This window comes from Pseudoclavibacter sp. RFBG4, assembly GCF_002931515.1.
Classification (GTDB): domain Bacteria; phylum Actinomycetota; class Actinomycetes; order Actinomycetales; family Microbacteriaceae; genus Pseudoclavibacter.
This window is the reverse complement of record NZ_PSYC01000015.1, coordinates 1-12,781: the sequence shown is the minus strand read 5'-3', so window position 1 is coordinate 12,781 and position 12,781 is coordinate 1. Positions and strand designations below refer to the sequence as shown.

The window sequence follows — 12,781 nt, the reverse complement described above, 5'->3', positions numbered from 1 at the left end:
GACCGAACAGAAAGCTGGCACCACGATGACCTCGAGCGCACACCCCCTCACCGGTGACACCACGATCGGCGAATGGCTCACCGATCCGACGGGAGGCGTCGTCATCCGCGAGATCCTCGCCCAGGGCGGCCAGGATGCCTCCTCCCTCGCCCCCGTCTCCGGCCTCCCCCTCTCGCAGCTCGTCGAGCTGAGCCAGGGCAAGTTCCCCCAGGAGATGGTGGACGCGATGATCGCGCGAGCGAACAGCGGCGAGGTCACCCCAGCACAACCCGGCGACTTCGGCCCCGTCGCCGACCTCGACACCCCTCGCGCGCCGCGAGCGGCGGCCTGGGTCGAAGCCACGACGGGAGGCCGCTTCGACGGCAAGACCGTCATCGTCACGGGTGCCGGCTCCGGGATCGGCAAGGCGACCGCGTCCCGCATCGCGCGCGAGGGCGGGCGCGTCATCGCCGTCGACGTCTCCGCAGAGCGCCTCGCTGCGCTCATCACCGAGCACGACGGCGCCGACATCGTCACCCTCACCGCCGACATCACCGACGACGCTGGCGTCGCGCGGATCCTCGAGGCGGCCGGCTCCCGCATCGACGGCCTCGCGAACATCGCCGGCATCATGGACAACATGACGCCGGTCGGCGAGGTCAGCGACGAGGTCTGGAACCGCGTCTTCGCCGTCAACGTGACCGGCACGATGAAGCTCATGCGCGCCGTCGTGCCCGCGATGCTCGCCGTCGGCACGGGCGCGATCGTCAACGTCGCCTCCGAGGCCGCACTCCGCGGGTCGGCCGCAGGCGCCGCCTACACCGCGTCGAAGCACGCCGTCGCCGGGCTCACCAAGTCGAGTGCGTTCATGTACGGCCCAAGCGGACTCCGCATCAACGCCGTCGCCCCGGGGCCCGTCGCCACCAACATCGAGGCCCGCTTCGACTCCGAGCTCGGCGGGCAGCGCGTCCGTCAGGCGATGGCGCTGCTGCCGACGCCCACCACGGGAACCGCGCTCGCCGCATCCATCACCTTCCTGCTCAGCGATGACGGCGTCAACATCAACGGCGTCATCCTCCCCTCCGACGGAGGCTGGTCCGCCGCGTAGGCTTCCCCCATGAGCAAACCCGTCACGCGCACACGCAAGTTCTTCTGGATCGGCCTCGTCGTGATCGCGTTGATCTTCATCGGGTCCGGCGTCTACGAGATGCTCGCGTAGGGTCCACGCCGGCTCCCCGCCCGGGGTGCCACCCCCGCGCCCGGCACACAGCGCGCAGAGCGCAGAGCGCAGAGCGCAGAGCGCAGAGAACCGCCCACCTCGAGACGAGGCGGGCGGTTCTCTTGTGCGCTTGACTAGGACGTGAGCTGGCTCTGCTCGGCATCCAGGTCGCTGACGGCCTGCTCGAACTGCGAGTTGTAGAGCCTCGCGTAGGCGCCGCCCTGCTTCACGAGCTCATCGTGCGTGCCCTGCTCGACGATGGAGCCGTGCTCCATGACGAGGATCAGGTCGGCGTCGCGGATCGTCGAGAGACGGTGCGCGATGACGAAGCTCGTGCGGCCCTGGCGGAGAGCCGCCATCGCCTGCTGGAGGAGCAGCTCCGTGCGCGTGTCGACCGAGCTCGTCGCCTCGTCCAGGATGAGCACCTGGGGGTCGGAGACGAAGGCGCGCGCGATGGTGATGAGCTGACGCTCGCCGGCGGAGACGTTCGACGCGTCCTCGTCGAGCACCGTGTCGTACCCCTCGGGCAGTGAGTGCACGAAGCGGTCGACGTAGCAGGCGGTCGCAGCGGCGAGCACCTCCTCGTCGGTCGCGTCCTGACGTCCGTAGCGGATGTTCTCGCGGATGGACCCCGCGAACAGCCACGGATCCTGCAGCACCATGCCGGTTCGGCTGCGGACGTCCTCGCGCCTGAGCTCCGCGATGTCCTGCCCGTCGAGCAGGATGCGCCCGCCGTCGAGCTCGTAGAAGCGCATGATGAGGTTCACGAGGGTCGACTTGCCGGCACCGGTCGGCCCGACGATCGCGACCGTCTGGCCCGGCTCGACCGAGAAGTTGAGGTTCTCGATGAGCTTCTGCTCCGGCGTGTACGAGAAGGTGACGTCATCGAAGACGATCTCGCCCGCACCGTTCGCCGGCTTGGGCGCGTCGCTCGCATCGGGCTCCTGCTCGTCCTCGTCGAGCAGCTCGAACACCCGCTCGGCCGAGGCCGTGCCCGACTGCAGCACGGCAGCCATCCCGCCGAGCTCGGCGAGCGGCTGCGTGAACTGCTGCGAGTACTGGATGAACGCCTGCACGTCGCCGAGGCGGAGGTTGCCGCTCGCGACCATGAGGCCGCCGAGCACCGCGATGCCCACGTAGGACAGGTTCCCGATGAACATCATCGCCGGCATCATGACGCCCGCCCAGAACTGGGCCTTGAAGGCCGCCTGGAAGAGCTGCTCGTTGTCGACCTGGAACTGCTCGCGTGCATCCTTCTCGCGTCCGAAGACGCGAACGAGGGCGTGACCGGAGAACGACTCCTCGACGCGCGCGTTGAGGCGCCCCGTCTTCTTCCACTGCTCGGCGAAGTTCCGCTGCGACTTCGGTCCGATGACGCCGAAGATGACGCCCATGAGCGGCAGGGTGACGAGCGCGACGAGCGCGAGCTGCCAGGAGATGGAGAACATCATGACGAGCACGCCGACGACGGTCAGCACGCTCGTGACGACCTGCGACAGCGACTGCTGCATCGTCTGCGTGATGTTGTCGATGTCGTTCGTGACGCGGCTCAGCAGCTCACCGCGCTGCACGCGGTCGAAGTAGCTCAGCGGGAGCGCGTTGATCTTGCGCTCGACGTCCTCGCGCAGCTTGTACATCGCCTTCATCATGATGATGTTGATGACGTACCCCTGCAGCCACATGAGCAGCGCCGAGAACACGTAGAGCGCGAGTACCGACAGGAGCACCATGCCGAGGCGCTCGAAGTCGACTCCCTCGCCCGGCGTGATGTCCATGGCGGCCACCATGTCGGCGAACTGCGTCTGGCCGGAGTCGCGGAGCCCCGCGACGACCTGGTCCTTGGATGCGCCCGCCGGCAGCTGGCTGGAGACGACGCCCTCGAAGATGAGGTTGGTCGCCTGGCCGAGCACTCGTGGCGCGATGACGGAGAGCACGACGCCGACGGCGCCGAGGAACGACACGATGATGAGCGCGGCGCGGTAGGGCCGGAGCCTGCCGAGCAGCCTGCCGAAGCTCTGCCCGAAGTTCTTCGCCTTGCCAGGTGCGACGCTGTCCCAGTCGCCGGACGACTGCCTCGCCTGCTCGGCGAGCTCCAGCTCGAGCTGCTCCTCCTCGGTCAGGACCTTCTCGACGACCTCCTTCGGCCTGCGCTTGCCCCGACGGGCGCCCTTGGCGTCCTGGTTCTGGTTGTCTGCGTCACGGCTCATGACTGCGCCTCCACTGCAAGCTGGGAATCCACGATCTCCTTGTACGTCGTGCAGTTCTCGAGCAGCTCGTCGTGCGTTCCGAGACCGACCATGCGTCCGTCGTCGAGGACGACGATGCGGTCGGCGTCGACGATCGTCGAGATGCGCTGCGCGACCACGATCTTGGTCACGCCGGGCAGCTGCTCCCACAGCGCCCGCCGCAGCCTGGCGTCGGTCGTGAGGTCGAGCGCGGAGAAGGAGTCGTCGAAGACGAACACCTGCGGTTCGTGCACGATCGCGCGCGCGATCGCGAGCCGCTGACGCTGCCCGCCCGAGACGTTCGTGCCGCCCTGCGCGATGCGCGCTTCGAGCTGCTTGTCCTTCTCCTGCACGAAGGCCGTGGCCTGCGCGATCTCGAGCGCCTTCCAGAGGTCGTCGTCGGTCGCGGCCTCACGGCCGTAGCGCAGGTTCGAGGCGATCGTGCCCGTGAAGAGGAACGGACGCTGCGGGACCAGGCCGATGCCGTCCCACAGCAGCTCGGCGTCGGCCTCGCGGACGTCGACGCCGTTGACGCGCACGGATCCGCCCGTCGCGTCGAAGAGGCGAGGGATGAGCGAGACGAGCGTCGTCTTGCCTGCCCCCGTGGAGCCGACGACGGCGACCGTCTCACCTGGGGCGGCGCGGAAGGAGATGCCCGTGAGCACCGGCTCCTCTGCCCCCGGGTACGTGAACTCGACATCGTCGAACTCGATGACGCCCGGCTCCGGGAAGACGGAGACGGGGTTGGCCGGCATGATGAGCGTCGACTCGGTGTCGAGCACCTCGGAGATGCGGTCGGCGCTGACGGCCGCGCGCGGGATCATGATCGTCATGAAGCTCGCCATGAGCACACCCATCAGGATCTGCATGACGTAGGCCATGAACGCGAAGAGCGTCCCGATCTCGACCGTGCCCTGGTCGACCTGGATTCCGCCGAACCAGATGACGCCGACGACGGTGATGTTCAACACGAGCATCGCGAGCGGGAAGAGCGTGACGAAGAGGTCGCCGACTCGCTTGCCGAGGAGGAAGAGGTCGTTGTTCGCGACCTCGAACCGCTGCTCCTCGATCGGCTCGCGCACGAACGCGCGCACGACGCGCACCCCGGTGAGCTGCTCGCGCAGGATCCGGTTGATGTTGTCGAGCTTCACCTGGAACTGGCGGAACAGCGGCACCATCCGACTGATGATGATGCCGACCAGCAGGAGCAGCACGGGGGCTGCGACGCCGATGATCCAGGAGAGGCCCACATCCTGCTGCAGGGCCATGATGATGCCGCCGATCGCGAGCATGGGAGCCGAGACGAGCATGGTGGAGCCCATCATGGCGAGCATCTGCACCTGCTGCACGTCGTTCGTGTTGCGCGTGATGAGCGAGCCCGCACCGAAGCGCGAGACCTCGCGCTCGGAGAAGCCGCTCACTCGCGCGAAGACGTCGGCGCGGATGTCACGGCCGAGCGCCATGGCGGCGCGCGCGGCGAAGACGGTCGCGATGATCGAGCACGTGATCTGCCCGAGCGAGATCGCGAGCATGACGGCGCCCGTCGACCAGATGTAGTCGGTGTCGGCGTTGGCGACGCCCTTGTCGATGATGTCGGCGTTGAGTCGCGGCAGGTACAGCGACGCGAGCGCCTGAAGGAATTGGAAGACCAGCACGCCCGCGAGGAGCGGCCAGTACTTCCTGAGATAACGGGCGAGGAGCTTACCGAGCATCGATTCTCCGGAACGACGAGGCGTCACGCACGGCGCATCCGCTAGCGTGGTGGATGCGCGTCGCTGGGGACGCGGAGTGGACGGCAATTCGGCGGGCCCGGCCTGGACCTGGCACGCCGGACCATTGCTGGTCGTGCAGTCATTGCTGACCGACTGGCAGGACGAGCTGAGCGAAAGCTCAGCCCTGTAGCTAAACACGACGTAATACATGACGCAACACCCTTCCCACTGCGCGGGAATGTGCAGCGCGGCCAATGTCGCCCAACTGCCACACGCTCGGCGTGGTGAGAACCTCCAACCGAGCGCATCTGACAACCTTCTCCCGATAAGTTTGTCGAATCGAGCCAAATCCGGCCGCACCGACCTCAATAGGCTTAGGAACCATGTCGCGAATCTCGAAGCTCCTCATCGCCAACCGTGGCGAAATCGCCGTACGCATCGCACGAGCGGCTCGAGACGCGGGTATCACCTCCGTCGCCGTGTACGCAGACCAGGACCGTGACGCACCCCACGTCCGCCTCGCCGATGAGGCGTACGCGCTGCGAGGCGCCACGAGCGCCGAGACGTACCTCGTGATCGACAAGCTGCTCTCCATCGCCCGCCGCTCCGGCGCCGATGCCGTGCACCCGGGATACGGCTTCCTCGCCGAGAACGCCGAGTTCGCGCGCGCCGTCATCCGCCAGGGCCTCACCTGGATCGGCCCATCCCCCGAGGCCATCGAGGCGCTCGGCGACAAGGTCACGGCGCGCCACGTCGCCGAGAAGGTCGGCGCACCGCTGGCCCCCGGCACACTCAACCCCGTCGAGGGCCCGAGCGAGGTCCTCGACTTCATCGACATCCACGGACTGCCGGTCGCCATCAAGGCCGCGTTCGGCGGCGGCGGGCGCGGCCTCAAGGTCGCACGCGAGCGCGAAGAGGTCGCCGAGCTCTTCGAGTCCGCGACCCGCGAGGCCATCACGGCGTTCGGACGCGGCGAGTGCTTCGTCGAGAAGTACCTCGACAAGCCCCGCCACGTCGAGACGCAGTGCCTCGCCGACTCCCACGGCAACGTCGTCGTCATCTCCACACGCGACTGCTCGCTGCAGCGACGCCACCAGAAGCTCGTCGAGGAGGCGCCGGCGCCCTTCATCACCGCCGAGCAGGAAGCCGAGATGCGTCGCGCGTCCAAGGCGATCCTCAAGGAGGTCGGATACGTCGGCGCTGGAACCTGCGAGTTCCTGCTCGCCGCCGACGGCACGGTCGCGTTCCTCGAGGTAAACACGCGCCTCCAGGTCGAGCACCCGGTCTCCGAGGAGGTCACCGGCATCGACCTCGTCCGCGAGCAGTTCCGCATCGCCCAGGGTGAAGCGCTCGGCTACGACGACCCGACGGTCACCGGCCACTCGTTCGAGTTCCGCATCAACGGCGAGGACCCGGGCCGCGGATTCTTCCCAGCCCCTGGCACCATCACGACCTTCCGCGTTCCCGGGGGCCCCGGCGTGCGCGTCGACTCCGGTGTCCGCGAAGGCGACATCGTCTCCGGCGCCTTCGACTCCCTGCTCGCGAAGCTCATCGTCACGGGCGCCACGCGCGAGGAGGCGCTCGAGCGCTCCCGCCGCGCCCTCGAGGACTTCGAGCTGAACGGCATGCCGACCGTCCTGCCCTTCCATCGATCCGTCGTCCGCGACCCCGCCTTCACCGCCGAGAACGGCGAGTTCGGGGTGTACACGAGCTGGATCGAGACCGAGTACACCAACACGATCGAACCGTGGGGCGGTGAGGCCGGCGACGTCAACGAGCCGATCGCGCGCCGCAACGTGGTCGTCGAGGTCAACGACAAGCGCCTCGAGGTGTCACTCCCCGAGCGTCTCCTCGCCGCAACCGGCGTCGGCCACGGCGGTGCGGGTCGGACCATGGCCGGACACGCCCCGAAGCGCCGCTCGCACACCAACGTCGAGACCCACTCGAGCGGTGACGTCATCGCCCCCATGCAGGCGACGATCGTGAAGTTCGCCGTCGAGGAGGGGCAGAAGGTCGTCAAGGGCGACCTCCTCGTCGTCCTCGAGGCCATGAAGATGGAACAGCCCATCCAGGCTCCCCGCGACGGCATCGTCGCGTCCATCTCCGGTGCCGCCGGCGAGACCGTCTCGAGCGGCACGAAGCTGCTCGAGCTCGCCGACGCCGAGTAGCCTCGGTAGGTGATCGACGCCTCGCTCCTGACCTCCACGCTGCTCTCGTCGCCCCTCGACGCCGCGATCGCGACGAGCGACGCGAGTTGGCTCGAGTCGTTCACGGGGCTCGAGGGATTCAACGGCTGGCTGCTCGCGCTCGTCATCGTGGGCGGCTTCGCGGCCGGCTGGGTGGACGCGGTCGTCGGCGGCGGCGGACTCATCCAGCTCACGATGCTCCTCACCTTGCCCGGCGTCACCCCCGTGCAAGCACTCGCGACCAACAAGTTCGGCAGCATCGCCGGCACCGCAACCAGCTCCATCACCTACTTCCGACGCGTCAAACCCGACCTGCGCACCGCGCTGCCCATGGCCGCCATCGCGCTCTTCGGCGCCTACGGCGGCGCGATCCTCGCCTCCAGCATCCCCGCCGCAGCCTTCAAGCCCATCATCGCCATCGCGATCCTCGGCATCGGCATCTTCACCGCCTTCAAACCGAGCGTCGGACAACTCGACAAACTCAAATACGAGGGTCGCAAGCACCACGTCATCGCTGGCCTCATCGGCTTCGCGATCGGCGTCTACGACGGCCTCCTCGGGCCAGGGACCGGCTCCTTCCTCGTCATCGCCCTCGTGTCCCTGCTCGGCTACTCCTTCCTGCAGGCCAGTGCCAAAGCCAAGATCGTGAACCTCGGCACCAACCTCGGAGCGCTCCTCTTCTTCGCCCCACAGGGCTACGTGCTCTGGGGGCTCGGCGCCGTGCTCGCCGCCTCCAACGTCGCCGGCGGCTACCTCGGCGCCCGCACCGCCATCCGCGGCGGGAGCAAGCTCATCCGCTGGGTCTTCCTCATCGTCGTCAGCGTGCTCTTCATCAAGCTCGCCATCGACATCTGGAACGAGTACGTCGCGACCTGATCGCCCTCACGGCGCGGAACACCGCCAGGCGCCGTTCCAGCACCGAGGCAGCCGAGCTAGGGAGTGTCTGACAGTGGATCGCCACAGCGAGCACGGCCTGGTCGTGTGAGCTGCAAGGCGGAGAACGAAGCCCAATGCGGAGCATTGCGCGAGTTCTCCAACGCAGCAGATCGCGCGACCAGGACGAGCGGAGTCGGCGAGGCATTGTCAGACACGACCTAGGCCTTCGTCTGCTCCTCGTACGGCATGTGCATGGCACGGGCGGCATCCGAGATGCTGCTCGCGAGCGACGGGTAGACCGCCCAGGCACGCGCGACCTGGTCGACCGTGAGACGCTGCTCGATGGCGATCGAGAGCGGCAGCACGAGCTCCGAGGCGCGCGGGGCGACGATCACGCCGCCGATGACGGTGCCCAGGTCGTTGCCGGCGATGAGCTTCACGAAGCCGTCGCGCACGCCCTGCATCTTGGCGCGCGGGTTCTCGCCGAGCGGCAGCTTGTAGACGCGACCCTCGCGGGTGCCGTCCTCGATGGAACGCTGCTGCCAGCCGACCGTCGCGATCTCCGGGTACGTGAAGATGTTCGAGGCGACATTGCGCAGGTTGATGGGCCGCACCTCGTCGCCGAGCGCGTGGAACACCGCCGTGCGCCCCTGCGTGGAGGCGACGGATGCGAGCGGGAAGAACTCCGTGCAGTCGCCCGCCGCGTAGATGTTCGGCACCGAGGTGCGCGCGACGCGGTTGACGCGGATGTGCCCGGACGGCGAGACCTCGACACCGGCCTCCTCGAGCCCGATACCGGAGGTGTTCGGGATCGAACCGACCGCGATGAGGCAGTGCGAGCCACGCACCTCGCGCCCGTCGTCGAGCGTCGCCACGACCTCGTTCCCGTCGCGCACCACGGTCGCCGCACGGGACTTCGACAGCACGGTCATGCCGCCGCGCTTGAAGACATCCTCGATGACATCCGCCGCGTCAGCGTCCTCGTTCGGGAGCACGCGGTCGCGGCTCGAGACGAGCGTGACCTTCGAGCCGAGCGCCGAGTAAGCCGACGCGAACTCGGCCCCGGTCACACCCGAGCCGACGACGATGAGATGGCTCGGCATCTCCTTGAGGTTGTACAGCTGCGTCCAGGTGAGGATGCGCTCCCCGTCGGGCTTGCACGAGTCGAGCGTGCGAGGACGAGCACCGACCGAGATCACCGCCGAGTCGAACTCGATGCGGTCGAAGTCCTGCCCACCCGAGCCGGTGCCGACCGTGACGGCCGAGTTGCCGTCGAGCTTGCCCTCGCCCTGGATGACGTTGACCCCGGCAGCCTCCAGCGTGCGCTGCATGTCGTCCGACTGGTTCTGCGCGAGGCGCAGCAGCCGCTTGTTCAGCTTTGAGAGGTTCACCGCGACCTCGGGCTTCAACGGCTTCCCCGTGTCGCCCTTCGCGAAGAACTGCACGCCGAGCTCGCCGGACTCGCGGATCGCCGTCGCCGCCTCCGCACTGGCGATGAGGGTCTTGGAGGGAACAACGTCGGTGAGCACGGCGGAGCCGCCGACGCCGACGCGTTCGATGAGGGTGACTTCTGCGCCGAGGCGGGCGGCCGAGAGTGCGGCTTCGTACCCGCCTGGCCCCCCGCCGACGACGACGATGCGGTGCTTGCGATCAAAGGGCGTGGCCATACCCGCTATTGTCCTCCTCCCGCATGAACCCGCCAAACCGGAGAGGTTTCCGCGCCGTTCCGAGACGGGGCGGGACATGATCCGCCTGTGCTCCACGCACGTCCCGTCCCGGTCGCTACGCTGGGGGGCATGTCAACGCACGAGTCAGAGTCGATCGACGACCCAGCCACCTCACCCTTCGAGTTCGCGCAGGCAGCTGCAGCGGTCATCGCCGAGAAGACGGGTGTCGAGCGCCACGACATCGCGCTCACGCTCGGCAGCGGTTGGGGGCAGACGGCCGAGCTGCTCGGCGAGACGATCGCGACCATCCCAGCCGACGAGGTGCCCGGATTCGCGAAGTCCGACATCCCAGGCCACTCCGGGACGCTGCGCTCGATTCGCCTCGCGAACGGCAAGCACGCGCTGGTCATCGCAGCGCGCACCCACCACTACGAGGGCAAGGGCGTGCGCCGCGTCGTACACTCCGTGCGGACCGCCGCAGCCGCCGGCGCCTCGGTCATGATCCTCACCAACGGCGCCGGCGGCGTGCGCCCCGAGTGGGGCCCTGGCACGCCCGTGCTGATCTCGGACCACATCAACCTCACGGCCGACTCGCCCCTCGAGGGAGCGACCTTCATCGACCTCACCGACCTGTACTCGGCACGCCTGCGCGAGCTGGCGCTGACGGTGCGCGACCTCGACGAAGGCGTGTACGTGCAGTTCCGCGGCCCGCACTACGAGACCCCCGCCGAGGTCAGGATGGCGCGCACGATCGGCGGCGACATCGTCGGCATGTCGACGGCGCTCGAAGCCATCGCTGCTCGCGAGGCCGGTATGGAGGTGCTCGGCATGTCTCTCATCACGAACCCGGCGGCAGGCGTCTCGCCCAACCCGTTGAGCCACGCCGAGGTCCTCGAGGCAGGCAAAGCGGCGGAAGCCGACCTCGCCGAACTGCTCTCCCAGATCGTGGTCAAGCTCTGATGAGCGGCATCGCACGGTCACTGCAGGTCGCGCTCCGGCACAACGCGGTGTCGTGGCTCGAGCAGGACCCCGACGAGGTGACACGCGCCGAGCTGCAAGAGCTGCTCGACACCGCCGGCGACGTGTCGCCCGAGCTCGCCATCATCGAAGACGCTGACACCAGCGATCGCGCCGTGGCCTGGCGCGAGCTGCAGGACCGATTCTGCGCTCGCCTCGCGTTCGGAACAGCCGGCCTCCGCGGCCGGCTCGGTGCGGGCCCGAACCGCATGAACCGGGTCCTCGTCGCCCAAGCCGCGCGAGGCTTCGCCGACTTCCTGCTCGCGCGCGAGGAATCGCCGTCGATCGTCATCGGCTACGACGCCCGCAACAACTCGCAGCGCTTCGCGCAGGACACAGCGGAGATCATGCAGGCCGCGGGCGTCGCCGCCACGATCCTGCCGAGGCAGCTCCCGACGCCCGTGCTCGCCTTCGCCGTCCGCCGGCTCGGCGCATCCGCTGGCGTCATGGTCACCGCCTCGCACAACCCGAAGTGGGACAACGGCTACAAGGTGTACCTCGGCGGGGCCGACGACGGCTCGCAGATCGTCGCGCCCGTCGATGCCGAGATCGCCGAGGCGATCGGCAAGGTCGCGGCCGGCCGGAAGGTACCGGAGCTTCCGCGATCCGTGGAGTACGCGACGGCCGACGAGTCCATCGTCACCGACTACGTGTCCGCGACCGCGGCCCTCCTGCGCGGAACGCCAAGCGACGTGCGCTTCGTCTACACGCCCCTGCACGGTGTCGGCTGGGAGACATTCCGCGCCGTCGTCGCGGAGCTCGGCATCGCCGAGCCGGTCGTCGTCGCGCAGCAGGTCGAGCCAGACGGCGCGTTCCCGACGCTCGATTTCCCGAACCCCGAGGAGCCGGGCGCACTCGACCTCGCCTACGAGACGGCGGATGCTGCGGGAATCGACCTCGTCATCGCGCACGATCCGGACGCCGACCGACTCGCCGTCGCCGTCAAGGGCGCGTCCGGCTGGCGGCGCTTCGGCGGCAACGACATCGGGAAGATCCTCGGCTGGCGCGCCGCAGAGCAGGCGAAGACCGACGGCGTTCACGGCACGCTCGCAACCTCCGTCGTCTCCGCCCCAGCCCTCGGGCGCATCGCCCACGAGTACGGGCTCGACTACGCCGAGACGCCCACAGGGTTCAAGTGGATCTCCCGCGCCCCGAACATCCTCTACGGCTACGAGGAGGCTCTCGGCTACCTCGTCAACCCCGAGACGGTGCACGACAAGGACGGCATCTCCGCGTCGGTCGCGATCCTCGAGCTCATCATGGGGCTCCAGGCCGAGGGGCGCACGCTCATCGACCACGACGACGCCTTCGCCGAGCGCTTCGGCACGTTCGTGTCGACGCAGGTCTCGGTGCGCTTCGACGACATCGCCCAGATCCCCCGCGTGATGGCGGTCCTGCGCGGACACACGCCAACCGAGGTCGGCGGTGTCGCGGTGCTCGAGACCGGTGACCTGTCCGGCGACGAGGTGCCCATCGACCTGCTGCGCTACCAGCTCGCCGATGGCACACGGGTCATGGTTCGCCCCTCGGGCACGGAGCCGAAGATCAAGGTGTACGTCGACGCATCCAGCGAGGACGGCACACCAGCCGAGCGCGCGGCTGACGCCGAGGCGAAGGCGGCCCAGGCTGGCGAAGCGCTGCGCGTGACCCTCACCAGCGCGTAGGCCCGAGCACGGCAGCATGGGCGGGCCTCTCGGGTGGAGAACTTCCATCCGAGAGGCACGCCCATCGTCCTGCACGGCCACTCGGCCCGAGTTGGAAGGCTCCTTCTTCTTCCCAGCTCCAGCCCAGATCCTCCTCGGCTCTGACCCGGAACCTCGGGATGGCAAGGTCCCACTTCTGCGGGAAGATTCCCCCAACGAAGTGATGTTCCCACCCCGAGACCCCGGCCAGCCCCGAC

8 protein-coding genes are annotated in these 12,781 nt (G+C 68.5%); 5 read left to right on the top strand and 3 right to left on the bottom strand.

Annotated elements, in window-relative coordinates; genetic code table 11:
• The first annotated feature begins 25 nt into the window (after window positions 1–25).
• Window positions 26–1,087, top strand: coding sequence for an SDR family NAD(P)-dependent oxidoreductase (locus tag C5E10_RS03900; RefSeq protein ID WP_104330529.1), 1,062 nt, complete (start codon window positions 26–28; stop codon window positions 1,085–1,087).
• 245 nt (window positions 1,088–1,332) lie between these two features.
• On the opposite strand, the gene C5E10_RS03895 is transcribed toward C5E10_RS03900, so the two are convergent.
• Both C5E10_RS03895 and C5E10_RS03890 read right to left on the bottom strand, forming a co-directional pair.
• Window positions 1,333–3,405 carry an ABC transporter ATP-binding protein gene (locus tag C5E10_RS03895; protein WP_104330528.1) on the bottom strand — a complete coding sequence of 691 codons (2,073 nt, stop codon included), beginning with the start codon at window positions 3,403–3,405 and terminating at the stop codon, window positions 1,333–1,335.
• The gene (locus tag C5E10_RS03890) at window positions 3,402–5,135 is read right to left on the bottom strand and encodes an ABC transporter ATP-binding protein (RefSeq protein ID WP_104330527.1); all 1,734 of its coding nucleotides are present in this window, start codon (window positions 5,133–5,135) and stop codon (window positions 3,402–3,404) included. The genes C5E10_RS03895 and C5E10_RS03890 overlap by 4 nt, the downstream gene beginning before the upstream one ends.
• Window positions 5,136–5,518: 383 nt before the next feature.
• Here C5E10_RS03890 and C5E10_RS03885 point away from each other — a divergent pair, with 383 nt between their 5' ends.
• Window positions 5,519–7,303 carry a biotin carboxylase N-terminal domain-containing protein gene (locus C5E10_RS03885; protein WP_104330526.1) on the top strand — a complete coding sequence of 595 codons (1,785 nt, stop codon included), beginning with the start codon at window positions 5,519–5,521 and terminating at the stop codon, window positions 7,301–7,303.
• 129 nt (window positions 7,304–7,432) lie between these two features.
• Window positions 7,433–8,197, top strand: coding sequence for a TSUP family transporter (locus tag C5E10_RS03880; RefSeq protein ID WP_104330545.1), 765 nt, complete (start codon window positions 7,433–7,435; stop codon window positions 8,195–8,197).
• Between the two features lie 218 nt (window positions 8,198–8,415).
• Here the strand turns inward: C5E10_RS03880 and C5E10_RS03875 are convergent, their stop codons facing one another.
• The gene (locus C5E10_RS03875) at window positions 8,416–9,864 is read right to left on the bottom strand and encodes an NAD(P)H-quinone dehydrogenase (RefSeq protein WP_104243028.1); all 1,449 of its coding nucleotides are present in this window, start codon (window positions 9,862–9,864) and stop codon (window positions 8,416–8,418) included.
• 129 nt (window positions 9,865–9,993) lie between these two features.
• Between C5E10_RS03875 and C5E10_RS03870 the strand changes: the two genes are divergently transcribed.
• Together C5E10_RS03870 and C5E10_RS03865 are read left to right on the top strand one after the other, a co-directional pair.
• Window positions 9,994–10,824, top strand: a complete 831-nt coding sequence (locus tag C5E10_RS03870; RefSeq protein WP_104330525.1) for a purine-nucleoside phosphorylase — start codon at window positions 9,994–9,996, stop codon at window positions 10,822–10,824.
• Window positions 10,824–12,545 (top strand): phospho-sugar mutase, encoded by a 1,722-nt coding sequence (locus tag C5E10_RS03865; protein ID WP_104330524.1) that lies wholly within the window; start codon window positions 10,824–10,826, stop codon window positions 12,543–12,545. Before C5E10_RS03870 ends, C5E10_RS03865 begins: the two co-directional genes overlap by 1 nt.
• Window positions 12,546–12,781 lie beyond the last annotated feature (236 nt).

Bases quoted from the DNA above. Each gene is read 5' to 3' on its own strand.
- C5E10_RS03900 (WP_104330529.1), top strand. From the start codon at position 26: ATGACCTCGAGCGCACACCCCCTCACCGGTGACACCACGATCGGCGAA.
- C5E10_RS03895 (WP_104330528.1), bottom strand. From the start codon at position 3,405: ATGAGCCGTGACGCAGACAACCAGAACCAGGACGCCAAGGGCGCCCGT.
- C5E10_RS03890 (WP_104330527.1), bottom strand. From the start codon at position 5,135: ATGCTCGGTAAGCTCCTCGCCCGTTATCTCAGGAAGTACTGGCCGCTC.
- C5E10_RS03885 (WP_104330526.1), top strand. From the start codon at position 5,519: ATGTCGCGAATCTCGAAGCTCCTCATCGCCAACCGTGGCGAAATCGCC.
- C5E10_RS03875 (WP_104243028.1), bottom strand. From the start codon at position 9,864: ATGGCCACGCCCTTTGATCGCAAGCACCGCATCGTCGTCGTCGGCGGG.
- C5E10_RS03870 (WP_104330525.1), top strand. From the start codon at position 9,994: ATGTCAACGCACGAGTCAGAGTCGATCGACGACCCAGCCACCTCACCC.
- C5E10_RS03865 (WP_104330524.1), top strand. From the start codon at position 10,824: ATGAGCGGCATCGCACGGTCACTGCAGGTCGCGCTCCGGCACAACGCG.